This window comes from Delftia sp. K82 (assembly GCF_002193035.1).
Taxonomy (GTDB): domain Bacteria; phylum Pseudomonadota; class Gammaproteobacteria; order Burkholderiales; family Burkholderiaceae_C; genus Comamonas; species Comamonas acidovorans.
Genome location: NZ_MYFL01000001.1, coordinates 1,065,059 through 1,089,772, shown reverse-complemented (window position 1 = coordinate 1,089,772; position 24,714 = coordinate 1,065,059). Strand labels below are relative to the sequence as shown.

The 24,714-nt window shown below is 64.9% G+C and carries 18 protein-coding genes and 3 tRNA genes; 10 read left to right on the top strand and 11 right to left on the bottom strand.

Annotated elements, in window-relative coordinates; genetic code table 11:
* Positions 1-3 precede the first annotated feature (3 nt).
* Complete coding sequence (locus KDK82_RS04760) at positions 4-843, top strand: TIGR03915 family putative DNA repair protein (RefSeq protein ID WP_088164140.1); 840 nt, start codon at positions 4-6, stop codon at positions 841-843.
* Between the two features lie 77 nt (positions 844-920).
* Here KDK82_RS04760 and purL read toward each other — a convergent pair whose 3' ends face one another.
* On the bottom strand, positions 921-4,955 hold the full coding sequence (gene purL, locus KDK82_RS04755) for a phosphoribosylformylglycinamidine synthase (RefSeq protein WP_088164139.1): 4,035 nt from the start codon (positions 4,953-4,955) through the stop codon (positions 921-923).
* A gap of 177 nt (positions 4,956-5,132) precedes the next feature.
* Here purL and map point away from each other — a divergent pair, with 177 nt between their 5' ends.
* Positions 5,133-5,948: a type I methionyl aminopeptidase gene (map, locus tag KDK82_RS04750; RefSeq protein WP_034396030.1), complete on the top strand. Its 816-nt coding sequence runs from the start codon at positions 5,133-5,135 to the stop codon at positions 5,946-5,948.
* 89 nt (positions 5,949-6,037) lie between these two features.
* On the top strand, positions 6,038-8,671 hold the full coding sequence (locus KDK82_RS04745; RefSeq protein WP_179217845.1) for a [protein-PII] uridylyltransferase: 2,634 nt from the start codon (positions 6,038-6,040) through the stop codon (positions 8,669-8,671).
* An 88-nt stretch (positions 8,672-8,759) separates the two neighbouring features.
* On the opposite strand, the gene KDK82_RS04740 is transcribed toward KDK82_RS04745, so the two are convergent.
* Positions 8,760-10,253: a nucleobase:cation symporter-2 family protein gene (locus KDK82_RS04740; RefSeq protein ID WP_088164137.1), complete on the bottom strand. Its 1,494-nt coding sequence runs from the start codon at positions 10,251-10,253 to the stop codon at positions 8,760-8,762.
* A gap of 289 nt (positions 10,254-10,542) precedes the next feature.
* Positions 10,543-11,082, bottom strand: coding sequence for a peptide deformylase (def, locus tag KDK82_RS04735; protein ID WP_013801513.1), 540 nt, complete (start codon positions 11,080-11,082; stop codon positions 10,543-10,545).
* Between the two features lie 278 nt (positions 11,083-11,360).
* Between def and KDK82_RS04730 the strand changes: the two genes are divergently transcribed.
* The 4 genes from KDK82_RS04730 to KDK82_RS04715 all read left to right on the top strand — a co-directional run bounded on the left by KDK82_RS04730 (position 11,361) and on the right by KDK82_RS04715 (position 12,142).
* Positions 11,361-11,729 (top strand): YbaN family protein, encoded by a 369-nt coding sequence (locus tag KDK82_RS04730; RefSeq protein WP_256974492.1) that lies wholly within the window; start codon positions 11,361-11,363, stop codon positions 11,727-11,729.
* Between the two features lie 87 nt (positions 11,730-11,816).
* Positions 11,817-11,892, top strand: a tRNA-Asn gene (locus KDK82_RS04725).
* 53 nt (positions 11,893-11,945) lie between these two features.
* Positions 11,946-12,021, top strand: a tRNA-Asn gene (locus tag KDK82_RS04720).
* A 45-nt stretch (positions 12,022-12,066) separates the two neighbouring features.
* Positions 12,067-12,142: transfer RNA gene (locus KDK82_RS04715), tRNA-Asn, on the top strand.
* Positions 12,143-12,186: 44 nt separating this feature from the next.
* Here KDK82_RS04715 and KDK82_RS04710 read toward each other — a convergent pair.
* Positions 12,187-12,513 carry a hypothetical protein gene (locus KDK82_RS04710; RefSeq protein WP_012206656.1) on the bottom strand — a complete coding sequence of 109 codons (327 nt, stop codon included), beginning with the start codon at positions 12,511-12,513 and terminating at the stop codon, positions 12,187-12,189.
* 235 nt (positions 12,514-12,748) lie between these two features.
* Here KDK82_RS04710 and aat point away from each other — a divergent pair, with 235 nt between their 5' ends.
* From aat to KDK82_RS04695, 3 genes are all read left to right on the top strand, one after another.
* Positions 12,749-13,534, top strand: a complete 786-nt coding sequence (gene aat, locus KDK82_RS04705; protein ID WP_088164136.1) for a leucyl/phenylalanyl-tRNA--protein transferase — start codon at positions 12,749-12,751, stop codon at positions 13,532-13,534.
* The gene (locus KDK82_RS04700) at positions 13,531-14,280 is read left to right on the top strand and encodes an arginyltransferase (RefSeq protein ID WP_012206658.1); all 750 of its coding nucleotides are present in this window, start codon (positions 13,531-13,533) and stop codon (positions 14,278-14,280) included. The genes aat and KDK82_RS04700 overlap by 4 nt, the downstream gene beginning before the upstream one ends.
* A 128-nt stretch (positions 14,281-14,408) precedes the next feature.
* Positions 14,409-15,233 (top strand): IclR family transcriptional regulator, encoded by an 825-nt coding sequence (locus tag KDK82_RS04695; protein ID WP_013801509.1) that lies wholly within the window; start codon positions 14,409-14,411, stop codon positions 15,231-15,233.
* A gap of 111 nt (positions 15,234-15,344) precedes the next feature.
* Here KDK82_RS04695 and KDK82_RS04690 read toward each other — a convergent pair whose 3' ends face one another.
* The 7 genes from KDK82_RS04690 to KDK82_RS04660 form a co-directional block, all read right to left on the bottom strand.
* Entirely contained in the window at positions 15,345-16,442 is a 1,098-nt protein-coding gene (locus KDK82_RS04690; RefSeq protein WP_088164135.1) for a serine hydrolase, read from the bottom strand.
* A gap of 119 nt (positions 16,443-16,561) precedes the next feature.
* Positions 16,562-18,100, bottom strand: coding sequence for a 2-isopropylmalate synthase (locus tag KDK82_RS04685; RefSeq protein ID WP_034396043.1), 1,539 nt, complete (start codon positions 18,098-18,100; stop codon positions 16,562-16,564).
* Positions 18,101-18,199: 99 nt separating this feature from the next.
* A complete protein-coding gene (leuA, locus tag KDK82_RS04680) occupies positions 18,200-19,891 on the bottom strand; it encodes a 2-isopropylmalate synthase (protein ID WP_034396046.1) in 1,692 nt (563 codons plus the stop codon).
* A gap of 226 nt (positions 19,892-20,117) precedes the next feature.
* Positions 20,118-20,951 carry a CDP-diacylglycerol--serine O-phosphatidyltransferase gene (gene pssA, locus KDK82_RS04675; protein WP_012206663.1) on the bottom strand — a complete coding sequence of 278 codons (834 nt, stop codon included), beginning with the start codon at positions 20,949-20,951 and terminating at the stop codon, positions 20,118-20,120.
* Between the two features lie 210 nt (positions 20,952-21,161).
* Positions 21,162-22,178, bottom strand: a complete 1,017-nt coding sequence (gene ilvC, locus KDK82_RS04670; RefSeq protein ID WP_012206664.1) for a ketol-acid reductoisomerase — start codon at positions 22,176-22,178, stop codon at positions 21,162-21,164.
* A gap of 72 nt (positions 22,179-22,250) precedes the next feature.
* The gene (gene ilvN / locus KDK82_RS04665; protein WP_012206665.1) at positions 22,251-22,742 is read right to left on the bottom strand and encodes an acetolactate synthase small subunit; all 492 of its coding nucleotides are present in this window, start codon (positions 22,740-22,742) and stop codon (positions 22,251-22,253) included.
* 154 nt (positions 22,743-22,896) lie between these two features.
* Complete coding sequence (locus KDK82_RS04660) at positions 22,897-24,678, bottom strand: acetolactate synthase 3 catalytic subunit (protein ID WP_043819761.1); 1,782 nt, start codon at positions 24,676-24,678, stop codon at positions 22,897-22,899.
* Positions 24,679-24,714 lie beyond the last annotated feature (36 nt).

Below are 24,714 nucleotides of genomic sequence, written 5' to 3'. Positions count from 1 at the left end.
GCCATGCAAGCACAGGCTCTCACCATCGAACTCGACAGCCCCGACGACTGGCCCGGCTTTCGCGCAGCCTGCAGGGCGCTGCTGGCCCATGGCGCCGACCCCGCCCTGGTGCGCTGGCGGTGGCCCAACACGCGGGGTGCGCAGCAACTCGGCGCGGGGGTGGACCTGTTTTCCAGCGCGCCGGAGCAGGCCATGCCCGCCTCGGCACTCGCCGGGCTGGCCGGCCCCGGCGAGGCAGGGCTGTCCCTGTCCGAAACCCAGATGTCCGCGCTGCGCCATGCCTGCATGCACCGCGCGGCGGGCCGCTTCGAGCTGTGCCACCGCTGGCTGGCGCGCATGCAGGCCCGGCCCGAACTGCGGCTGGATGCGCTGGATGCGGACTGGCGCGCCATCGAGGCCCTGGCCCGCCCCGTCTCGCGCGAGATCCACAAGATGCACGCCTTTGTGCGCTTTCGGACGACGCAGCGGCAGAACCAGCCCGAGCTGCACATTGCCTGGTTCGAGCCCGAGCACCACATCGTGCGCGCGGCAGCGCCCTTCTTCTGCAAGCGCTTTGCCAACATGCACTGGGCCATCCTCACGCCGCAGTGCAGCGCGCACTGGGACGGCCATGCGCTGCGCCTGGCGCCCGGCGCGCGCCGCAGCGATGCCCCGCCAGCCGACGCGGGCGAGGCCCTGTGGCTGACCTACTACGCCAGCACCTTCAACCCCGCGCGCCTGAAGGAGCAGGCCATGCTGCGCGAGATGCCGCGCCGCTACTGGCACAACCTGCCCGAGACGGTGCTGATCTCCACCCTGGTCCAGCAGGCCCGCGCGCGCACGGCGCAGATGCTGGCGCCGTAACGGCAGCCGCCAAAAAGAAACAGAAAAAGAAAAGGCCCCGAAGGGCCTTTGTCTGCTTTGCAGCGTCGCTCAGTGCATCAACCCAGCCACTTGCGGGCGTTGCGCCACACGCGCATCCAGGGGCTGAATTCCGACTTGTCGCCGTTGGTCCAGCTCATCTGCACGTTGCGGAACACACGCTCGGGGTGGGGCATCATGGCCGTGAAGCGGCCATCGGCCGTGGTCACTGCCGTCAGGCCGCCGGCCGATCCGTTGGGGTTGAACGGGTACTGCTCGGTGGCCTTGCCGTGGTTGTCCACATAGCGCATGGAGGCGATGGCCTTGTCCGCATTGCCGCGGAAGCGGAAGTTGGCAAAGCCTTCGCCGTGGGCCACGGCGATGGGCAGGCGGCTGCCGGCCATGCCCTGCAGGAACAGGCTGGGCGACTCCAGCACTTCCACCATGGACAGGCGTGCCTCGAAGCGGTTGCTCTGGTTCTGCGTGAAACGCGGCCAGTCCTGGGCACCGGGAATGATGTCGGCCAGCTCGGCAAACATCTGGCAGCCATTGCACACGCCCAGGCCGAAGGTGTCGCTGCGGCCGAAGAACTGCTGGAACTGCGCGGACAGGCTGTCGTTGAAGGTGATGGAGCGCGCCCAGCCGATGCCGGCGCCCAGCGTGTCGCCGTAGCTGAAGCCGCCGCAGGCCACCACGCCGGCGAAGTCCTGCAGCTGCGCGCGGCCGCTTTGCAGGTCGGTCATGTGCACGTCCACCGCGTCGAAGCCGGCTTCGGTGAAGGCGTAGGCCATTTCCACATGGGAGTTCACGCCCTGCTCGCGCAGCACGGCCACGCGGGGGCGCGCGCCCAGGTTCAGGAAGGGTGCGGCGGGGTTCTCGGCCGGGTCGAACGTCAGGTGCAGGTGCATGCCCGGGTCGGCAGGCTCGCCGGCTGCGGCGTGCTCGCTGTCGGCGCAGGCCGGGTTGTCGCGCTGCTGGGCAATCTTCCAGCTGACGGCATCCCAGACCTGGTGCAGGTCGCTGAGCGAGGCGCCGAAGACGGACTTGGCATCGCGCCAGACCTGCAGTTCGCCCTTGCCCGCATCGACCTTGGACGAGACGGGACGCGTCTTGCCGATGATGTGGCTGCAGGTGGACAGGCCATGCTCGCGCAGGGTCTGCAGCACGGCGGCGCGGTCGGCCGTGCGGATCTGCAGCACGGCGCCCAGCTCTTCGTTGAACAGTGCGCGCAGCGTCATGTCGTCGCGGCGGCCGCTGATCTGGGAGGCCCAGTTCTTGCCTTCGCCCGAGTCCATGCGGCTGTCGCTGATGCCGTCGCCTTCGGTGACCAGCATGTCCACGTTGATGGCCACGCCCACATGGCCGGCAAAGGCCATCTCGGCCACGGTGGCCAGCAGGCCGCCGTCGCCCTTGTCGTGGTAGGCCAGGATCTGGCCCTTGGCGCGCAGGTCGTTGACGGCATCGACCAGGGCGATCAGGTCCTTGGCGTCATCGAGGTCAGGCGTTTCATTGCCGGACTGGCCCAGCACCTGGCCCAGGATGGAGCCGCCCATGCGCATCTTGCCGCGGCCCAGGTCCACCAGGACCAGGGTGCTGTCGTCTTCCGTGGCGTCCAGCTGGGGCGTGAGCGTGCCGCGCACATCGTCGATGGAGGCGAAGCCCGTGATGATCAGGCTGACGGGCGAGGTCACCTTCTTGACCTGGCCGCCCTCGTTCCACTGGGTGCGCATGGACAGGCTGTCCTTGCCCACGGGGATCGAGATGTCCAGCTGCGGGCACAGCTCCATGCCCACGGCCTTGACGGTGGCGTAGAGCGCCGCGTCTTCGCCGGGCTCGCCGCAGGCCGCCATCCAGTTGGCCGACATCTTGACCTTGGACAGCTCGATGGGCGCGGCCAGCATGTTGGTGATGGCCTCGGCCACGGCCATGCGTCCCGACGCCGGGGCGTTGATGGAGGCCAGCGGCGTGCGCTCGCCCATGGCCATGGCCTCGCCCTTGAAGCCACGGTAGTCGGCCAGGGTCACGGCCACGTCGGCCACGGGCACCTGCCAGGGGCCGACCATCTGGTCGCGGTGCGTGAGACCGCCCACGGCGCGGTCGCCAATGGTGATCAGGAAGCGCTTGGAGGCCACGGTGGGGTGGGCCAGCACGTCGATCACGGCCTTTTCCAGGGGCACGCCGGTCAGGTCCATGGGCGGCAGCTCGCGCTGCACGGTGGCCACGTCGCGGTGCATCTTGGGCGGCTTGCCCAGCAGCACGTTCATGGGCATGTCCACGGGGAACTTCTGGTCGCCCGAGGCCACCGCAGTGTCCTCCAGCACCAGTTGGCGCTCTTCCGTGGCCGTGCCGATCACGGCAAACGGGCAGCGCTCGCGCTCGCAGAAGGCCGTGAACTCGGCCAGCGATTCGGGAGCGATGGCCATCACATAGCGTTCCTGGCTTTCGTTGGACCAGATTTCCTTGGGCGCCAGGCCGGATTCCTCCAGGTTGACGGCGCGCAGGTCAAAGCGCGCGCCACGGCCCGCATCGTTGGTCAGCTCGGGGAAGGCATTGGACAGGCCGCCGGCACCCACGTCGTGGATGGCCAGGATGGGGTTCTTGTCGCCCTGGGCCCAGCAGTGGTTGATGACTTCCTGGGCGCGGCGCTCGATCTCGGGATTGCCGCGCTGCACGGAATCGAAGTCCAGCTCGGCCGCGTTCGTGCCGCTGGCCATGGAGCTGGCAGCGCCGCCGCCCATGCCGATGCGCATGCCGGGGCCGCCCAGCTGGATCAGCAGGGTACCGGCGGGGAACTCGATCTTCTGAGTCAGCTCGGAGTCGATCACGCCCAGGCCGCCCGCGATCATGATGGGCTTGTGGTAGCCGCGCATCACGGCATCGGCACCCACGCCGACCTGCTGCTCGTACTCGCGGAAATAGCCGGTCAGGTTGGGACGGCCGAATTCGTTGTTGAAGGCCGCGCCACCGAGCGGGCCCTCGATCATGATCTGCAGCGGGCTGGCGATGTGCTCGGGCTTGCCCACTTCGCTGCCCCACAGCTTGGAGACCGTGAAGCCCGACAGGCCGGCTTTGGGCTTGGAGCCGCGGCCCGTGGCGCCCTCGTCGCGGATCTCGCCGCCCGCGCCGGTCGATGCGCCGGGGAAGGGGGAGATGGCCGTGGGGTGGTTGTGCGTCTCCACCTTCATCAGCACGTGGTTGACGGCCTGCCTCTTCTGGTAGCTGGGCGCCTTGATCTTGTCCAGGGCCGCCTCGAAGGTGGCGACGAAGCGCTCGACCTCATGGCCTTCCATGATGGAGGCGTTGTCCGAGTAGGCCACCACCGTGTGCTGGGGCGAGACCTGGTGCGTGTTGCGGATCATGCCGAACAGGCTCTTGTCCTGGGCCTCGCCGTCGATGGTGAACTGGGCGTTGAAGATCTTGTGGCGGCAGTGCTCGCTGTTGGCCTGCGCAAACATCATCAGCTCCACGTCCGTGGGATTGCGCTTGAGGCCCTTGAAGGCATCGACCAGGTAGTCGATCTCGTCGTCGGCCAGGGCCAGGCCCCATTGGCGGTTGGCAGCCTCAAGCGCGGCGCGGCCGCCGCCCAGCACATCGACGAACTCCATGGGAGCGGCGTCCAGGGCGGAGAACAGTTGCTCGGCCTCGGCGCGCGTGGCGAAGACCGACTCGGTCATGCGGTCGTGCAGCAAGGCGGCGATCCGTGCAGTCTGCTCGGCCGAAAGCTCAGGCGCGCTGCCCAGCACATTGCTCAGCAGGCCGGTCTTGAAGGCGATGCGGTATTCGGTGATGCGCTCCACGCGGAACACGCCCAGGCCGCAGTTGCGGGCAATGTCCGTGGCCTTGGAGGCCCAGGGGGAGATCGTTCCCAGGCGCGGCGTGACCACCAGGGCGGCACCGTCGGCCGGGCCTTCATAGGGGTCTCCATAGGTCAAGAGCGCCTGGAGGCGCTCTTGCAATGCGGGCGTGGGTGCGGCGTCCGTGGCCACCAGGTGCACGAAGCGCGCGGCAATGCCGGTGATTTTGGGATGGATGGAGACCAGTTCGGTCAGGAGCTGCTGGGCGCGGAACGAGCTGAGAGCGCTTCCACCCTCCAACTGTGTCAGATGCAAGGTCACGTGGCGGCCTGTTGGGTGAGGAGGCTTGTGAAAAGCGCCCTGCGGCCCCGCCCTCCGGGGGCTAGCTGCAAGGCGCTGAATCGGTGAGGCCGCTATTTTACCGGGCTGAGCCGTCCCGATGGCGACAGCCGCCCCTTACCCCTGCACGCCCGAAGGCGCAATGGGATAATTGCGGGCATGAGCATCACCATCAAGAGCGCTGAAGACATCGCAGCCATGCGCGTGGCCTGCCGCCTGGCTTCGGAAGTGCTGGACTACATCACCCCCCACATCAAGCCCGGCATCACCACGGCCGAGATCGATCGCCTGGGCGCCGAATGCATGGCGCAGCAGGGCACGGTCTCCGCCACCATCGGCTACCAGCCGCCCGGCTACCCTCCCTACCCCGGACACCTGTGCACCTCGGTCAACCATGTGGTCTGCCACGGCATTCCCAATGACAAGCCGCTCAAGAAGGGCGACATCGTCAATGTGGACGTCACGGTCATCACCAAGGACGGCTGGTACGGCGACAACAGCCGCATGTTCATGATCGGAGAGTGCTCCATCGCAGCCAAGCGCCTGTCGGCACTGACCTTCGACGCCATGTGGCTGGGCATCCAGCAGGTCAGGCCCGGCGCCACGCTGGGCGACATCGGCAACGCCATCCAGACCTTTGCCGAAGGCCACGGCCTGTCGGTGGTGCGCGAGTTCTGCGGCCACGGCATCGGCCAGAAGTTCCACGAAGAGCCCCAGATCCTGCACTACGGCCGCCCCGGAACGGGCACCGTGCTGGAAGAAGGAATGGTCTTCACCGTCGAGCCCATGCTCAACCTGGGCAAGCGCGAGATCAAGGAGCTGGGCAAGGACGGCTGGACCATCGTGACCAAGGACCACAGCCTCTCGGCCCAGTGGGAACACACCCTGGTGGTGACCAAGACGGGCTACGAAGTCATGACCCTGTCGGCCGGCTCGCCCGCGCTGCCCCCCTTCGTTACCACCACAAGCTGCTGAGGCTCGGCATGTTTCTTGCGTGATGCGCAGGCAAAATGGCATGGCGTCCGGGGCACCCGCTCCCGGCGCCTTCCCTGCCCTCGCCGCGCATGAAACAGACCACTGACCACACTCCTTCCCACGCTGCGCCCTCTGCCCCGGACTCGCTGGAGCAGTTGCGCGCGCAGTACGCCCGGGATCGCGGGCGCTGGATAGGCTCGCTGCTGGCGCCCACCATGGGCCGGCGCGGCGTGCGCCTGGTGCTGCAGCACCTGAGCGATCTGGCCGACACGCTGCTGCGCGCGCTGTGGCATCGCGCCGGCATGCCGCCCGAGGCCTGCCTGGCCGCCGTGGGCGGCTTCGGGCGCGCCCAGCTGTTTCCCTATTCCGACATCGACGTGCTGGTGCTGCTGCCAGCAGCCGGCACGGCAGATGCCGAGCTGGCCTCGCGCATCGAGAAATTCATTGGCAGTTGCTGGGACGCGGGCCTGGAGATCGGCTCCAGCGTGCGCACGCTGGCCGAATGCCTGGAGGAATCCGAGCGCGACCTGACGGTGCAGACCGCCCTGCTGGAATCACGCCGCATCTGCGGCAGCGAGCCGCTGTTCGCCGAGTTCCAGACGCGCTACCAGGCCCAGATGAATGCGCACGCCTTTCTGTCCGGCAAGCTGCTGGAAATGCGCCAGCGCCATAACAAGTACGAGAGCACGCCCTACTCGCTGGAGCCCAACTGCAAGGAATCGCCCGGCGGGCTGCGCGATCTGCACACCATGATCTGGCTGGCCCGTGCCGCAGGCCTGGGCAGCAGCTGGCAGGCCCTGGCCGGCAAGGGGCTGATCACCGATTTCGAGCGCCGGCAACTCGAAGACAACGAAGCCCTGCTGAGCCTGATACGTGCGCGCCTGCACGCGGTGGCCGGCCGGCATGAGGACCGCCTGGTCTTCGACCAGCAGACCGCCGTGGCCGAGGCCTTTGGCTACCGCTCCACCTCGGCCGAGGGGCGCAAGCTGGCCATGCGCGCCAGCGAGACGCTGATGCGCCACTACTACTGGGCGGCCAAGGCCGTGACCCAGCTGTGCCAGATCCTGCGGCTGAACATCGAAGAGCGGCTGAACCCGCGACCCACGCCGCGCATCCGGCTGAACTCGCGCTTCTACGAGAAGGCCGGCACCATCGAGGTGGCCAGCGACGATCTCTACGAGCGCGAGCCGCACGCCATCCTCGAAACCTTTCTGATGTACGAGACCCATGTGGGCCTCACCGACCTGTCGGCGCGCACGCTGCGCGCGCTGTACGGCGCGCGGGACCTGATGGATGCGGCCTTCCGGCGCGACCCGGTCAACCGCGCCACCTTCATGAAGATCCTGCAGCAGCCCAGCGGCATCACGCACGCCATGCGGCTGATGAACCAGACCTCGGTGCTGGGGCGCTACCTGTGGCCGTTCCGGCGCATCGTGGGCCAGATGCAGCATGACCTGTTCCACGTCTACACGGTGGACCAGCACATCCTCATGGTGCTGCGCAATGTGCGGCGCTTTTTCATGGCCGAGCATGCGCATGAGTACCCGTTCTGCTCCCAGCTGGCCAGCGGCTGGGACAAGCCCTGGCTGCTGTATGTGGCCGCGCTGTTCCACGACATCGGCAAGGGCCGGGGCGGCGACCACTCCATCATCGGCGCCGTGGAGGCCAAGCGTTTTTGCCGCGCCCACGGCATTGCGCGCGCCGACGCCGAGCTGATTGAGTTCCTCGTGCGCGAGCACCTGACCATGAGCCAGGTCGCACAAAAGCAGGACCTGTCGGACCCCGAGGTGATCCAGGCCTTTGCCGAACGCGTGGGCAACGAGCGCAACCTCACGGCCCTGTACCTGCTGACCGTGGCCGACATCCGCGGCACCAGCCCCAAGGTCTGGAGCGCCTGGAAGGGCAAACTGCTGGAGGACACCTATCGCCTGACCTTGCGCGTCATGGGCGGACGCGCGCCCGATGCAGCCGCCGAAATCGAGGCCCGCCGCCGCGAGGCCCTGGTGCAGCTGGCACTGACAGCCCAGCCCTTCGAATCACACAAGAAGCTCTGGGACACGCTGGGCGTGGACTATTTCATGCGCCACGAGGCAGCCGACATCGCCTGGCACACGCGCCACCTGTCGCGCCACGTGGGCACCACCCGCCCCGTGGTGCGCGCGCGCCGCTCCCTGGCCGGCGAGGGGCTGCAGGTGCTGGTCTACGCGCCTGACCAGCCCGATCTGTTCGCGCGCATCTGCGGCTACTTCGACCGGGCGGCCTTCTCCATTCTGGATGCGCGCGTACACACGGCCCACAACAGCTATGCGCTGGACACCTTCCAGGTGGTCGCGCCCGCCATGCAGGAGCAGTACCGCGAGCTGATGCACATGGTCGAGAACGACCTGGTCGCCGCGCTGATGCAGGGCGGGCCGCTGCGCGAGCCATCCCCCCGGCGCCTGTCGCGCCGCGTCAAAAGCTTTCCCTTTGCGCCGCGCGTCACGCTGCAGCCCGACGAAAAAGCCCAGCACTGGCTGCTGTCCATCTCGGCCACGGACCGCGCCGGCCTGCTCTACACCGTGGCGCGCATCCTGGCGCAGCACCACCTGAGCGTGCAATTGGCCAAGGTCAGCACGCTGGGCGAGCGCGTGGAAGACAGCTTTCTGATCGAGGGCGCCGAACTGCAGAACAACCAGCGCCAGCTGCTCATAGAAACCGAGCTGCTGCAGGCCTTGGCGGTCTGAGCTTGCAGCGAAAAAAGGCCCGCCCTGTCAACCAAGGCGGGCCTTTTACATCCAGGCGCTGGCGCTGGTGCGGGCGCGGGTGCGGCCGTCAGTGCATGGCGGCCGCAGGCGCCGACACTGTGGCCACTTCCTTGCCCTCGCGGTCATAGAGCTTGCCGTCGACCACCCGGTCGCCATCGGCCAGGGCAGACAGCACGGCCTCGCTGAGCACGCGCTCAGAACCTGCGCCGAACACCGAAGGCTCCTCGGGGTTGCCCTGCTTGAAGTGGTTGAAGACCAGGTTCAACAGCAGCACGGTCACCGCCGTGGAGCTGATGCCCGAATGGAACATGGTGGCGAACCAGTCCGGGAAGTGGTGATAGAAGTCCGGCTTGACCATGGGCAGCACGCCCATGCCGATGGATGCCGCCACGATGATCAGGTTCATGTTGTTGTGATAGTCCACCTTGGCCAGCGTGCGGATGCCGCTGGCCGCCACCGTGCCAAAGAGCACTAGGCCCGCGCCGCCCAGCACCGAGGGAGGCACGCAGGCCACGATGCGCCCCATGATGGGCAGCAGGCCGAAGGCGATCAGGATCAGGCCGCTGAAGGCCACGACATAACGGCTCTTGATGCCCGTGACCGCAACCAGGCCCACGTTCTGGGCAAAGGCGCTCTGCGTGAACGAGCCGAAGAACGGCGCCACCACGCTGGACAGCATGTCGGCGCGCAGGCCGTCTGCCAGGCGGCGCGAATCCACGCGGGTGCCCACGATGTCGCCCACGGCCAGGATGTCGGCCGAGGTTTCCACCAGCGTCACCAGGATCACGATGGACATGGAAAGGGTCGCCGCCAGGCTGAAGGTCGGCCAACCGAAGTGCAGCGGCATGGGCACGGCGAACCAGGCGCCGCTGCCCACCTCGGAAAAGTCGGACTTGCCGATCATGGCCGCCACCGCCGTGCCGATGACGATGGCCAGCAGGATGGACAGGCGCGAGATCATGGCATTGCCCAGCTTGCTCAGCGCCAGCACGATGACCAGCGACAGGCCCGCCAGCCCGATGTTGCCCATGCTGCCGTAGTCGGCCGCCTGGGGATTGCCGCCCATGGCCCAGTGGGCCGCCACCGGCATCAGCGACAGGCCGATGATGGTGATCACGCAGCCATTGACCAGCGGCGGGAAAAACCGGGTGAGCTTGGAAAAAATGGGCGCAATGATCAGGCCGAACACCGAGGCAAAGAGCACGGCGCCCAGCACACCCTGCATGCCGCCGCCCGTGTGCAGGATGCTGACCATGGTGGCCACGCCCGAGAAGGACACGCCCTGCACCAGCGGCAGGCGCGAGCCGAAGAACGGAATGCCCAGCGTCTGCAGCAGCGTGGCCAGCCCGCCCATGAAAAGGCAGGCCGTGATCAGCAGGCCCGTGTCGGCCGCCGACATGCCGGCCGCATTGGCCATGACCAGGGGCACGGCCACGATGCCTCCATACATGGTCAGCACATGCTGCAAACCATAGAGGGTGTTGGCCGTGAGGCCGAGTTGCTCGTCCTCCGGGCGGATGTCTGCGCCCAGGGCCGGCGCATTGCCAGAACTTTTTTCCATCGCTGTCTCCTTGTCCTCTTGTTCACAGAACGCCGGACAAGTACGCGGCAGCCGGATGGCGGCAGGCGCGCCCCCGCGCACCCTTTGCCGCCGACCCGATAGGCAGCGCTCTCCTGCATCCTGCATCGCGAAGCCCGGTGGCTGCTTGGCAGCTCTTGGCGGGCGAACGCACACAATCCCCGCCTTGGCGGGAAGTGCCAATGTACGGCGCCAGCATGGAAAAATTGTCTACCGATTTGTATACAAAGACCTGACCGAAGATCCTTGAATACGGGCAGCGCCCGCCCGCTCAGTCGTCCTCGGCCGCGCTGATGCCAGGGAACAGCACATCGGTGAAGCCGAACTGGCTGAAGTCGCGCATGCGCATGGGATAAAGCTTTCCCCAGAGGTGATCGCACTCATGCTGGACCACGCGCGCATGAAAGCCATCTACCGTGCGGTCGATGGCATCGCCAAACACATCGAAGCCCGTGTAGCGGATATGGTTCCAGCGCGGCACCATGCCGCGCATTCCGGGTACGGACAGGCAGCCTTCCCAGTCCAGTTGCTCGTCCTCGCCCATGGGCGTGATGACCGGGTTGATGAGCACGGTGCGCGGCACCACGGGCGCATCGGGGTAGCGCGGATTGGGCAGGCCGGAGCCGAACACCACCATCTGCAGGTCCACGCCAATCTGCGGCGCGGCCAGCCCAGCGCCGTTGGCTGCATGCATGGTGTCCAGCAAATCGCTGAGCAGCAGGTGCAGTTCGTCGGTGTCGAATTCGGTCACGGGCTGGGCGACGCGCAGCAGGCGCGGATCGCCCATCTTCAAAATGGTGCGGACAGTCATGGCAGTGCAAGGCTATGCATGTAAATGTGGGTTGCCAAGCATAGCGGCCGCCCGGCTCCCGGCCGCCCCCTGGCCACCTCTTGGCCGCCATGGCCACAGCGCGCTGGCACAATCGCAGCATGCCCAGCACCGCCAGAGAGTCATCCACCGCGTCCCCAGAGGACCGTGAGGCAGGCGTGCAGCAAACAACGGCAGCACAGCCCCTGGAGCCAGAGGCCACTGCGCAGGCAGGCACGGCGCCGGCCTTCCATGATGACGATCCCCCTCCCCTGCACCGCATGCCCGCCGCCCCGTTGCGCTGGGCGCTGCAGCTGTTTGCCTGCCTGAGCCTGGCCACGGGCATTGCCGGCATCTTCATTCCAGGATTGCCCACCACGGTGTTCGTGCTCATGGCCGGCTGGGCCGCGGCGCGCAGCTCGCTGCGCATGCACACCTGGCTGTGGCGCCATCGCCTGTTCGGCCCCATGCTGCGCAACTGGGCACGGGGCGGCTGCGTGAGCCGGCGCGCCAAATGGAGCGCCAGCGCCATGATGAGCCTGTGCGCCGTCATACTGCTGTGGACACGCCCGCCCGCCTGGGTGCAGGCCGTGGCGCTGACCTCCATGGGCTGTGTGCTTGTGTGGCTGTGGTTCAGGCCCGAGCCCTGAGAATGAAGGCCTGCAGCCGGCCTTCCTGAAAAAATTCCCCCGAGTTTTCTGTGACGTGTTTTTTACGTCATATAATCTAGGTCTTGTTCCTCAATAGCTCAGTTGGTAGAGCGCCGGACTGTTAATCCGTAGGTCCCTGGTTCGAGCCCAGGTTGAGGAGCCAAAAGAATTTCAAGATCTTGCAACCGCACAAGATCTCTGTCGATAGACGTGTATTCCTCAATAGCTCAGTTGGTAGAGCGCCGGACTGTTAATCCGTAGGTCCCTGGTTCGAGCCCAGGTTGAGGAGCCAAATTTCAGTGGCCTTGCAATCGCACAAGACCCAACGCCAACATATTCCTCAATAGCTCAGTTGGTAGAGCGCCGGACTGTTAATCCGTAGGTCCCTGGTTCGAGCCCAGGTTGAGGAGCCAGATGAAAAGCCCGCATGCCAACGCATGCGGGCTTTTTTGTTGGGTCAGGCTGCACGCACCATGCCCACGGTGGGCGTGTTCGGTGGCGATGGAGTTGCGGCGGGCTCCACGGTGACGGGCTTGCTGTGCCTGGCATGTGCGCGGCGCGAAACATGGGCAGCACGGGATTGCTCGACGCCCTCTTCCCATGCGCGCAGCTCTTCTTCCAGCCGTGCGGCACGTTCCGCATACATGTCAGCAGAGGACTTGTAGTACTCCGCGGCAATGGTGTGCTCCAGCATCGCCATGCGGGCTTCCTGCAGGTAGGCCCGGGTGCGACGGATATAGCGCGGCTCGGCAAGGCTTGCGCCAAAGATTTTGCTGAAAAACATCGCTCATCCTCCTTCGATGCCTTCACAGCGAAAGCCAAGCATCCGCAAGAAGACGGAACCAGCATAGCCCAAGCTTGCCAAGAGGCACTGTCCCCTGGCGCGACAAGGCCGCGTAGGAGGTTCACTTACCCCGGCCAGGCGATGCCCTCGCATCCACGCAGCCCTCTTGCGCATGGTTTGTGCAAGACTGCGGCTGCAGAGAATACGAATCCATTTCCTCCGTCCGCACCCGATCATGTCCCATCCCCTCCCATGGCTCATTCCCCACCAGGCCTTCCCTCCTGTGGAAACGGCATGGGGCCCCAACGACCCCATCCCGGGCCTGCTGGCCGCAGGCGGCACGCTGGATGCGGCGCACCTGCGCATCGCCTACAGCCAAGGGATTTTTCCCTGGTTCAGCGAAGGCCAGCCCACGCTGTGGTGGTCGCCCGATCCACGCATGGTGCTGCAGACATCGCAGTTCCGGCTGCACCGCAGCCTGCGCAAGACATTGCAGCGCTTTCGTGCCACGCCGGGCTGCGAGATCCGCATCGACAGCGCGTTCGAGACCGTGATGCAGCACTGCGCCCAGACGGTGCGCCATGACCAGGATGGCACCTGGATCGTGCAGGAAATTCTTGACGCCTATGCCGACCTGCACCACCAGGGTGCAGCCCACAGCGTGGAGACCTGGGTGGATGGACGCCTGGTGGGCGGCCTGTATTGCGTGGCACTGGGCCGCGCCGTGTTTGGCGAATCCATGTTCGCGCATACCACCGACGCATCCAAGATCGCGCTGGCAGCCCTGGTTGCACTGTGCAGACACCAAGGCGCCGTGCAGATCGATTGCCAGCAGGCTACGCAGCATCTGGCCTCGCTGGGGGCGCGCGAAATGCCGCGCGCCCGGTTCCTGCAAACCGTGGTCGAGCAAAGCCAGCTGCCGCCCATGCGCTGGCAGTTCGAAAACGTATACTGGGACGCGTTGCTGCCACCGTCCGGTGAGGCTGGCGACACATCACCGGCTGCCGCCAGCACACCATGACGCACCCGAACGATCTTCCGCTGCAGGCCCTGCAGTTCTATGCCACCGCCGCCTACCCCTGCAGCTATCTCGATGGCAGGCTGGCGCGTTCGCAAGTGGCCACGCCCAGCCACCTGATCCAGAACAGCGCCTATTCGGAGCTGGTTTCACTGGGTTTTCGCCGCAGCGGAATGTTCACCTACCGGCCGTATTGCGACGGATGCCGTGCCTGCGTGCCGATGCGCATCCTGGTCCACGACTTCCGCCCCGACCGCAGCCAGCGCCGCGCCGCCGCGCGCCACGCCGATCTCACGGCATCGATCCAGCGCCTGCACTACTCGAACGAGCACTACCAGCTGTACCTGCGCTACCAGCAAAGCCGCCACAGCGGCGGAGGCATGGACCATGACAGCGTGGACCAGTACACCCAATTCCTGCTGCAAAGCCGCGTCAACTCGCGCCTTGTGGAGTTCCGCACGCCCGCGGCCGATGGCGGCATCGGCACGCTGAAGATGGTCTCCATCCTCGATGTGCTGGAAGACGGACTGTCTGCCGTCTACACCTTCTACGAGCCCAACGACCCCGCCAGCTACGGCACCTTCAATGTGCTGTGGCAGATCGACCAGGCCCGGTCCATGAGCCTGCCGTATGTCTACCTGGGCTACTGGATCGCCGACAGCCAGAAGATGAATTACAAGGCGCGCTTCCTGCCCCATGAAGTGCGCGTTGACGAGCGCTGGCAGCGCGTGGATCAGCTGCCGCGCTGATACAGCGTCACTCCACGCCTTTTCAGCGACATTTCTTATGCGCATAGCCGCTGTTTGCTGGCGGCACATATGCCGCCATGCCATGGCCGCCGCTAGAATGACCGAATGCCGAAACTCCACTCCGCCTCATGAAAAAAAACGATAACGCGGCCTCCCCCAAGCCCAGCGTCCAGGTCCTGGAACGCATGTTCACGTTGATCGACGTGTTGGCCTCGCGCGAGGAAGCGGTATCGCTCAAGGAGATCAGCGAGCGCACCGGCCTGCACCCCTCCACCACGCACCGCATCCTCAACGATCTGGCCATTGGCCGCTTTGTCGATCGCCCCGAATCGGGCAGCTACCGCCTGGGCATGCGCTTCCTGGAACTGGGCAATCTGGTCAAGGCCCGCCTGAGCGTGCGCGAAGCGGCCCTGATCCCCATGCGCCAGCTGCACAAGCAGATCCAGCAGCCGGTCAGCCTCAGCGTGCGCCAGGGCGATGAAATCGTCTATGTGGAACGCGCCTACAGCGAGCGCTCCGGCATGCAGGTGGTGCGCGCCATCGGCGGCCATGCGCCGCTGCACCTGACATCCAACGGCAAGCTGTTCCTGGCGGCGGACGATGCGCAACAGGTCCGCGCCTACGCCACGCGCACCGGCCTGCCCGGCAAGACGCACTTCAGCATCACGCGGCTGGCCGACATGGAAAACGAACTGGACAAGGTACGCCACCATGGCGTGGCCCGCGACAACGAAGAGCTGGAACTGGGCGTGCGCTGCATGGCCGCCGGCATCTACGACGACCAGGGCAAGCTGGTGGCCGGCCTGTCCATCTCCGCTCCCGCCGACCGGCTGGACGAAAGCTGGATGTCCAAGCTCCAGTCCACCGCACAGGAGATCTCGGGCGCCCTGGGCTTCAACGCAACCCGCCCGGCGGCACCGCCACCCAACCCCTACGCGCGCAGCAGCCATTGAACAGCCGTCGGCCCCATTGGCATTGGCCAGGGGCCATTGGCAACACACACCCCTGCCCACCAGAAACGACAAAGGCGCCATCGGCGCCTTTGTCGTGAGGGGAAAGAAAACTCAGCCCTTGACCTTGTGGATCATGGGATCGCCAGCCACCTGCCCCATGGACTCCACCCAGTGGCGCACGCGCTCGGCATCGCCGAGGCGGCTGAACTTTCCGGCCGAATCCAGGAAGACCATGATGATCTTGCGGCCAGCCACCTGCGCCTGCATGACCAGGCAGCGGCCTGCCTCGGAGATGTAGCCGGTCTTTTGCAGACCAATGTCCCAGGTGGGGCTCATCACTAGGCGGTTGGTGTTGTTGTACTGCAGCGTGCGGCGGCCCACGGCCACCTCATAGCCGGGCGAGGTGGTGTACTCGCGCACCAGCGGATCGCTGTGCGCCACATTGACGAGCACGGCCAGATCACGGGCGCTGGACTGGTTGCGGCTGGACAGCCCGGTGGGCTCCACGTAGCGGGTATCGGTCATGCCCAGCAGACGGGCCTTGGCGTTCATCTGCTGGACAAAGGCATCAAGGCCACCAGGGAAAGTGCGACCCAGGGCATGGGCAGCGCGGTTTTCACTGGACATCAGGGCCAGGTGCAGCATTTCACCGCGCGTGAGCGTGGTGCCGACGGCCAGGCGCGAGCTGCTGCCCTTTTCAGTATCCACGTCGTCCTGCGTGATGGTGATGGTTTCATCCATCGGCAGATGGGCCTGGGAAATCAGCAGGCCGGTCATCAGCTTGGTCAACGAGGCGATGGGCAAGACGGCATGGTCGTTCTTGCTCAGCAGCACCTCATGGGTGTCCTGGTCCAGGACCAGGGCCACGCTGCTCTTGAGATCCAGAGGATCGGCCACCGCATGCAGACCGGCCATCTGGCCGAAGGACAGGCGTGGCTCGTAGGCAACGGCGCGAATGGGGATGGCAACGCTGCGTGCAGCGACGCGGCTGGGCTGGCGCGCGCTCTTGGCAACGCGTTTGCCCTGGGGAGCGGCCGTGGCGCGCTCCTTCACCGCCTTCTTCTTGACAGGGGCCACGGCCACCTGTTTCTTGGCAACTTTCTTGGCGGGCGCGGCATATGCGCCCGGAGCAGCAAGAGCACAACTCAGGGCCAGAAAGGACATGACCTGAGCAAATCGACCGAGGCGGGCACGGCGTAGGGTGGGCATGAGAAATGCTCCAAGCAGCAAGAATTTGTGACTAGACCTTACATTAATCGAAAAAGTCGCACTGTGACAATAACTTGTGCGACTTTTCGATAATTTAAGTGAAATTATAAGGCGAGTGCTTACCCCTGCGCAGCCACGATCTCTGCATTGCTGTGTAATTTGTTCAACGCGCTCAGATAGGCCTTGGCAGAAGCCACGACGATGTCAGGGTCGGCGCCCACGCCGTTGACCACGCGCCCGCTGCGCTGCAGGCGAACGGTCACTTCGCCCTGGCTTTCGGTGGAGCCGCTGATGGCGTTGACCGAGTACAGCAGCATCTCGGCACCGCTCTTCACCTCGGATTCGATGGCCTTGAACGAGGCATCGACCGGGCCATTGCCATCGGACTGGGCCTTGATCTCTCGGCCGTCGCGGCTGAACACCACTGACGCGTGTGGGCGCTCACCTGTCTCGCTTTGTTGGGCCAGCGAGATGAACTGGAAGGGGTCGGCCTGTTGATGCGCGTCCTGCTCGGTCACCAGGGCCAGGATGTCCTCGTCGAAGATCTCGCTCTTGCGGTCGGCCAGCTCCTTGAAGGCGGCAAAGGCGGTATTGATCGCGGCTTCGCTGTCCAGCTCCACGCCCAGCTCGTGCAGGCGCTGCTTGAAGGCGTTGCGGCCGCTGAGCTTGCCCAGCACGATCTTGTTGGCGCTCCAGCCCACGTCCTCGGCACGCATGATCTCGTAGGTGTCGCGCGCCTTGAGCACGCCGTCCTGGTGAATGCCGGAGGCGTGGGCGAAGGCGTTGGCTCCCACCACGGCCTTGTTGGGCTGCACCACGAAGCCGGTGGTCTGGCTGACCATGCGGCTGGCGGCCACGATGTGCAGGGCGTCGATGTTGACGTCCAGGCCAAAGTAGTCCTTGCGCGTCTTGATGGCCATCACCACCTCTTCCAGCGAGCAGTTGCCGGCGCGCTCACCCAGGCCATTGATGGTGCATTCGATCTGGCGGGCGCCGCCGAGCTTGACGCCGGCCAGCGAGTTGGCCACGGCCATGCCCAGGTCGTTGTGGCAGTGCACGCTCCAGACCGCCTTGTCGCTGTTGGGCACGCGCTCGCGCAGGTTCTTGATGAAGGCGCCGTAGAGCTCGGGAATGGCATAGCCCACGGTGTCGGGCACGTTGATCGTGGTTGCGCCCTCGGCGATCACGGTCTCGATGACGCGGCACAGGAAATCCGGGTCGCTGCGGTAGCCGTCCTCCGGGCTGAACTCGATGTCGGCAATCAGGTTGCGCGCAAAGCGCACGGATTGGCGCGCCTGCTCCAGCACCTGATCGGGCGTCATGCGCAGCTTTTTCTCCATGTGCAGCGCGCTGGTCGCAATGAAGGTGTGGATGCGCGCGCGGTTGGCGTCCTTGAGGGCTTCGGCCGCACGGGCGATGTCACGGTCATTGGCCCGCGCCAGCGAGCAGATAGTGGAGTCCTTGATGGCGCGCGCAATGGCCTGCACCGACTCGAAGTCACCGTTGGAGCTCGCCGCAAAACCGGCCTCGATCACATCGACCTTCAGCCGTTCGAGCTGGCGCGCGATGCGCAGCTTCTCGTCGCGGGTCATGGAGGCACCGGGCGACTGCTCGCCGTCACGCAAGGTGGTGTCGAAAATGATCAATTGGTCGGTCATGGGGAGTCTCGTCTTTCTTGTGGATGCGAAGCCCCTGCCCACGGGCAGGCGATGAAAAAAGCCGGTGCGCTTGTGGCTGCACCGGCTCGGGAACGAAATTCAGGCGGCGACCGCCTCCTGCTCCACCGCATTCTCGGCGGAGGGAACACGCTGCAAGCCCGACATGATGGCCCGGAACGAGGCAGAGACGATATTCGCATCGACCCCGACGCCGTAGCACACGTGGGACTCGTCCACGCGCAGTTCCACATAGGCGATGGCCTTGGCGTTGGCACCTTCGCCAATGGCGTGCTCGGCATAGTCCAGAACGCGTACTGCGCGGCCGCTGTGCTCGCTCAGCGCCTGCACGAAGGCGTCGATCGGGCCCGTGCCCTCGGCCTCGACCGTGCGCTTGCCGCCCTCGACGGCCAGGTCGGCCGACAGGCTGACCACACCATCGTTCTCGCTCAGCCGGTAGTGCGGCGCCTGCACGGATTGCAGGCCGTATTCGCGCTGGAACAGATTCCACAGGTCGGCGGCAGCCAATTCCTTGCCGCTGGCATCCATCTCGCGCTGCACGACCTGGCTGAACTCGATCTGCAGGCGGCGCGGCAACTGGAGGCCATATTCGCTTTCAAGCAGATAGGCGATGCCGCCCTTGCCCGACTGGCTGTTGACGCGAATGACGGCCTCATAGCTGCGACCCAGGTCCTTGGGATCGATGGGCAGATAGGGCATGTCCCAGACGTCGCCTTCCTTGCGGTCGGCGAAGGCCTTCTTGATCGCATCCTGGTGCGAGCCAGAGAACGAGGTGTAGACCAGGTCGCCCACGTAGGGATGGCGCGGGTGCACGGGCAACTGGTTGCAATGCTCGACCGTGCTGCGGATGCCGTCGATATCGGAGAAATCCAGCCCGGGCGACACGCCCTGGATGTACATGTTAAGCGCCACGTTGACCACGTCGAGGTTGCCCGTGCGCTCGCCGTTGCCGAACAGGCAGCCTTCGAGGCGGTCGGCACCGGCCATCAGCGCGAGCTCGGCCGTGGCCGTGCCGGTGCCGCGATCGTTGTGGGGATGGACGGACAGCACGATGGAATCACGGCGCTGGATATGGCGGTGTGTCCACTCCACCATGTCGGCAAACAGATTGGGCGTGGAATGCTCCACCGTGGTGGGCAGATTGATGATGCACTTGCGCTCGGGCGTGGGCTGCCATACATCTGTGACGGCATCGATAACGCGCTTGGAAAACTCCAGCTCGGTGTCCGAATACATCTCGGGCGAGTACTGGAAGGTCCATTGCGTCTGGGGGTAGCCGGCAGCGATCTCGTTGAACATGCGGGCATTGGTGGTGGCCAGCTCGACGATCTCGTCTTCGCTCATGTTCAACACCACGCGGCGCATCACGGGCGCGGTGGCGTTGTAGAGATGGACGATGGCACGGGGCACGCCTTCGAGCGCTTCGAAGGTACGGCGGATGAGGTGCTCGCGCGCCTGGGTCAGCACCTGGATGGTCACGTCATCGGGAATGCGGTTTTCCTCGATGAGCTTGCGCATGAAGTCGAACTCCACCTGCGAAGCGGAGGGGAAGCCGACCTCGATCTCCTTGAAGCCGATCTTCACCAGCTGCTCGAACATGCGCATCTTGCGATCGATGTCCATGGGCTCGATCAACGCCTGGTTGCCATCGCGCAGATCCACGCTGCACCAGATCGGAGCCTTGGTAATCGTCGCGTCGGGCCAGCTGCGATTTTGCAGACGCACGGGAGCGAAAGCGAACGGACGGTACTTGGTCGAAGGGTTTTGCAACATGGCTGAAGTGCTTTCTATCGTCTAGGTAAAAACAAGACCCACCTGCTCCAGCGACCCCACAAATGCAAAACGGCCCGTCGCTGGTGCAAACGGGCCGTGAAAGTAGGTATGTACGCGCGCGCTACTGTCTCTGCCCGTTGGACATCAGTAGTAGAGCTAGCGACAGGTATTGCATTCGGACGACTTTAGCACAGGTTCACAAAGGCTGTGAAGATGCTGCGCCGCATCACTTGTGCAGGCCGCGCTCCTCGGGCTCGTCGGTCGAGGTGCTGATGACGCTGGTGCGCTGGCCCTTGGCCTTGCGCCAGGCGTAGACGCCATAGCCCGAGAAACCGTAGAGCAGGAACACGCCGAACAGCACGATGGGCGGGTGGATGTTGATGATGGCAATGCCCAGCGCAATCAGCACGATGGCGGCAAACGGCACGCTCTTCTTGAAGTGCACGTCCTTGAAGCTGTAGAACGGCACATTGGTAACCATGGTCAGGCCCGCGTACAGCGTCAGGAAGAACATGATCCAGGTGATCTGCGTCCAGCTCAGCCAGGCATCCTGACCGCGCAGCAGGCCCGCTTCGTCCAGCAGCCAGATGAAGCCCGTGACCAGCGCCGCCGCGGCAGGCGAAGGCAGGCCCTGGAACCAGCGCTTATCCACCGTGCCGGTATTCACGTTGAAACGCGCCAGCCGCAGGGCGGCGCAGGCGCAATAGACAAAGGCGGCAATCCAGCCCCAGCGACCAATGCCCTTGAGCGCCCACTCATAGGCGATCAAGGCGGGAGCGGCGCCGAAGGACACCATGTCCGACAGCGAGTCCATCTGTTCGCCAAAGGCGCTTTGCGTATTGGTCATGCGTGCCACGCGGCCGTCAAGACTGTCCAGCACCATGGCGCAGAACACGCCTGCGGCAGCCAGTTCAAAGCGGCCATTCATGGCCATCACGATGGCGTAGAAGCCACCGAACAGCGCAGCCAGCGTGAACAGGTTGGGCAGGATGTAGATACCCTTGCGGCGCTTGCGCACCACCACGCCCTCAATCTCGTTGGACTCATTGTGGTTTTGCATCAATCCAGCCTCCAGCACAGCGCCTACGGGCGCGGGCAGCTATTAAAACGATAGTATTCTAAGGGAGCGGACTGCGCCGCCCCGAAAGGGTCAGTGTACCTGCGCGCCGCACCCCTTCCCTGCACGAAAAAGGCCACCCGTCGGGGTGGCCTTGTCCTGCACCTTGCGTAGGCCGCTTGCGCGACCCAGACAAGATGGAATGCAGCAATCTCAGTTGCGGCTCTGGTCAACCAGCTTGTTCTTGGAGATCCAGGGCATCATGGCGCGCAGCTGGCCACCGACCTTCTCGATGGCATGGTCGGCGTTCATGCGGCGGCGGGCCGTCATGCTCGGGTAGTTGGTGCGGCCTTCCTGGATGAACATCTTGGCGTATTCGCCCGTCTGGATGCGCTTGAGGGCAGCACGCATGGCTTCGCGCGACTTGTCGTTGATGACTTCGGTACCCGTGACGTACTCGCCGTATTCGGCGTTGTTCGAGATGGAGTAGTTCATGTTGGCGATGCCGCCTTCGTACATCAGGTCCACGATGAGCTTGAGCTCATGCAGGCACTCGAAGTAGGCCATTTCGGGAGCGTAGCCGGCTTCGGTCAGGGTCTCGAAGCCCATCTTCACCAGTTCCACCGCGCCGCCGCACAGAACGGCTTGCTCGCCGAACAGGTCGGTCTCGGTTTCTTCCTTGAAGTTGGTCTCGATGATGCCGCCCTTGCCGCCGCCGTTGGCCATGGCATAGGACAGGGCCAGGTCACGGGCCTTGCCGGACTTGTCCTGGTACACAGCGATCAGCGAAGGCACGCCGCCGCCCTTCAGGTACTCGGAACGCACGGTGTGGCCAGGACCCTTGGGGGCGACCATGATCACGTCCAGATCGGCGCGGGGCACGACCTGGTTGTAGTGGATGTTGAAGCCGTGGGCAAAGGCCAGCGTGGCGCCTTGCTTGATGTTGGGGGCCACGTTGTTGTTGTAGACCTCGGGGATGTTCTCATCCGGCAGCAGGATCATGACCAGGTCGGCGGACTTCACGGCGTCATCGACTTCCGCGACGGTCAGGCCAGCCTTGGCGACCTTGTCCCAGGAAGCGCCGCCCTTGCGCAGGCCGACCACGACCTTCACGCCGCTTTCGTTCAGGTTTTGCGCGTGTGCGTGGCCCTGGCTGCCGTAGCCGATGATGGCAACGGTCTTGCCCTTGATCAGGCTCAGGTCACAGTCCTTGTCGTAGAAAACTTTCATGTTGGCTCCAGGCTTCGTGTGTGTAGGGGTTGAAAAGGGGAAGGGGACAGGTTTCAGGTGCGTTGCAGCGCATCAAACGCGCAGAATGCGTTCGCCGCGGCCGATGCCGCAGGAGCCGGTGCGCACGGTTTCCAGAATGGCCGTGCGGTCCAGCGCCTGCAGGAAGGCGTCGTTCTTGGATTGGTCGCCGGTCAGCTCGACCGTGTAGCTCTTTTCGGTCACGTCGATGATGCGGCCGCGGAAGATGTCCGCCATGCGCTTCATCTCCTCGCGTTCCTTGCCCACGGCACGGACCTTGACCATCATGAGCTCGCGCTCGGTATAGGAGCCTTCAGTCAGGTCCACGACCTTGACGACTTCGATCAGGCGATTCAGGTGTTTGGTGATCTGCTCGATCACATCTTCGGAGCCATTCGTCTGAATGGTCATGCGCGACAGCGATGCGTCTTCCGTGGGGGCCACGGTCAGCGATTCGATGTTGTAGCCGCGGGCCGAGAACAGGCCCACCACGCGCGACAAGGCTCCCGGCTCGTTTTCGAGCAGCACGGCAATGATGTGTTTCATGAAAGAAAGATTCCTCTTTTCGCTGCCCTCCCCCGGCGCCGGTAAACGTCGGGCTTGGCAGGCAATAGATTCGTCAAAGGGGCCGCCTCGAGGACGGCTTACTGGAACGGATGCGGCAGGAATGAACCCGGGCAAATCCCGCAAGGGACCATGCTCAGAGGTCGTCAGCTCCCAGCAGCATCTCGGTGATCCCACGGCCGGCCTGCACCATGGGGAACACATTCTCGGTGGGATCGGTACGGAAGTCCATGAACACCGTGCGGTCCTTGAGCTTGCGTGCCTCGCGCAGGGCGGGCTCCACGTCCTCGGGGCGCTCGATCAGCATGCCCACGTGGCCATAGGCCTCGGCCAGCTTCACGAAGTTGGGCAGCGAGTCCATGTAGCTACTGCTGTAGCGGCCCGAGTACTCGATCTCCTGCCACTGGCGCACCATGCCCAGGTAGCGGTTGTTCAGCGACACCACCTTGACCGGCGTGTTGTACTGCAGGCAGGTAGCCAGCTCCTGGATATTCATCTGGATGGAGCCTTCACCCGTGATGCAGAACACCTCGGATTCAGGCTTGGCCAGCTTGATGCCCATGGCGTAGGGCAGGCCCACACCCATGGTGCCCAGGCCGCCGGAGTTGATCCAGCGGCGCGGCTCGTCGAAGCGGTAGTACTGCGCGGCCCACATCTGGTGCTGGCCCACATCGGACGTGATGTAGGCATCGGCGTCGCGGGTCATGTTCCACAGCGTCTCCACCACGTACTGCGGCTTGATGACCGAGCCATCGCCACGGCTGTACTGCAGGCAGTCGCGGCTGCGCCAGCCTTCGATGGTCTCCCACCATTGGCCCAGGGCCGCTGCGTCGGGACGGGCACTTGCCTCGCGGATCATGGAGATCAGCTCGGTCAGCACCTCCTTGACGTCGCCCACGATGGGCACGTCCACCTTCACGCGCTTGGAGATGGAAGAAGGATCGATGTCGATGTGGATGATCTTGCGCTCCACCGACATGAAATGCTTGGGGTTGCCGATCACGCGGTCATCGAAGCGCGCCCCCACCGCCAGCAGCACGTCGCAGTTCTGCATGGCATTGTTGGCTTCGATGGTGCCGTGCATGCCCAGCATGCCCAGGAACTTGCGATCGCTGGCCGGATAGGCACCCAGGCCCAGCAGCGTATGCGTGACCGGGTAGCCCAGCATGTCCACCAGCGTGCGCAGCTCGTTGCAGGCATTGCCCAGCAGAACGCCACCGCCCGTGTAGATGTAGGGTCGTTTGGCGGCCAGCAGCAACTGCAGCGCCTTGCGGATCTGGCCGGCATGGCCCTTGCGCACCGGGTTGTAGGAGCGCATCTCCACCTTCTCGGGGTAGCCGGCGTAGAGCGCCTTCTTGAAGGACACATCCTTGGGGATGTCCACCACCACGGGGCCGGGACGGCCGGTGCGCGCGATGTGGAAGGCCTTCTTCATCGTGTCCGCCAGCTCGCGCACATCCTTCACCAGGAAGTTGTGCTTGACGATGGGGCGGGTGATGCCGACGGTGTCGCATTCCTGGAACGCATCGGTGCCGATGTAGGCCGTCGAGGTCTGGCCGCTGATCACGACCAGGGGAATGGAATCGGTATAGGCGGTGGCAATGCCGGTCACGGCGTTGGTCAGGCCGGGACCCGAGGTCACCAGGGCCACGCCGACTTCACCCGTGGCCCGGGCAAAACCGTCTGCCGCATGCACGGCCGCCTGTTCATGGCGCACCAGCACATGCTGAATGGAATCTTGTTTGTAGAGGGCGTCGTAGATGTACAGAACCGCACCGCCCGGATAGCCCCAAAGCTGCTTGACACCTTCGGCCTGCAGGGACTTGACGAGGATCTCGGAGCCCATCAGCTCCTGGGATGCATGGGACTGCGACGCCGCTGCTGCCGCGCTGGAGTACTCGGCTTTGGAAATTTCCATGATCAACCTTTGTGAATTTCTCTAACGAAAAACCTT

Bases quoted from the DNA above. Each gene is read 5' to 3' on its own strand.
- KDK82_RS04760 (WP_088164140.1), top strand. From the start codon at position 4: ATGCAAGCACAGGCTCTCACCATCGAACTCGACAGCCCCGACGACTGG.
- map (WP_034396030.1), top strand. From the start codon at position 5,133: ATGAGCATCACCATCAAGAGCGCTGAAGACATCGCAGCCATGCGCGTG.
- KDK82_RS04745 (WP_179217845.1), top strand. From the start codon at position 6,038: ATGAAACAGACCACTGACCACACTCCTTCCCACGCTGCGCCCTCTGCC.
- KDK82_RS04740 (WP_088164137.1), bottom strand. From the start codon at position 10,253: ATGGAAAAAAGTTCTGGCAATGCGCCGGCCCTGGGCGCAGACATCCGC.
- def (WP_013801513.1), bottom strand. From the start codon at position 11,082: ATGACTGTCCGCACCATTTTGAAGATGGGCGATCCGCGCCTGCTGCGC.
- KDK82_RS04730 (WP_256974492.1), top strand. From the start codon at position 11,361: ATGCCCGCCGCCCCGTTGCGCTGGGCGCTGCAGCTGTTTGCCTGCCTG.
- KDK82_RS04710 (WP_012206656.1), bottom strand. From the start codon at position 12,513: ATGTTTTTCAGCAAAATCTTTGGCGCAAGCCTTGCCGAGCCGCGCTAT.
- aat (WP_088164136.1), top strand. From the start codon at position 12,749: ATGTCCCATCCCCTCCCATGGCTCATTCCCCACCAGGCCTTCCCTCCT.
- KDK82_RS04700 (WP_012206658.1), top strand. From the start codon at position 13,531: ATGACGCACCCGAACGATCTTCCGCTGCAGGCCCTGCAGTTCTATGCC.
- KDK82_RS04695 (WP_013801509.1), top strand. From the start codon at position 14,409: ATGAAAAAAAACGATAACGCGGCCTCCCCCAAGCCCAGCGTCCAGGTC.
- KDK82_RS04690 (WP_088164135.1), bottom strand. From the start codon at position 16,442: ATGCCCACCCTACGCCGTGCCCGCCTCGGTCGATTTGCTCAGGTCATG.
- KDK82_RS04685 (WP_034396043.1), bottom strand. From the start codon at position 18,100: ATGACCGACCAATTGATCATTTTCGACACCACCTTGCGTGACGGCGAG.
- leuA (WP_034396046.1), bottom strand. From the start codon at position 19,891: ATGTTGCAAAACCCTTCGACCAAGTACCGTCCGTTCGCTTTCGCTCCC.
- pssA (WP_012206663.1), bottom strand. From the start codon at position 20,951: ATGCAAAACCACAATGAGTCCAACGAGATTGAGGGCGTGGTGGTGCGC.
- ilvC (WP_012206664.1), bottom strand. From the start codon at position 22,178: ATGAAAGTTTTCTACGACAAGGACTGTGACCTGAGCCTGATCAAGGGC.
- ilvN (WP_012206665.1), bottom strand. From the start codon at position 22,742: ATGAAACACATCATTGCCGTGCTGCTCGAAAACGAGCCGGGAGCCTTG.
- KDK82_RS04660 (WP_043819761.1), bottom strand. From the start codon at position 24,678: ATGGAAATTTCCAAAGCCGAGTACTCCAGCGCGGCAGCAGCGGCGTCG.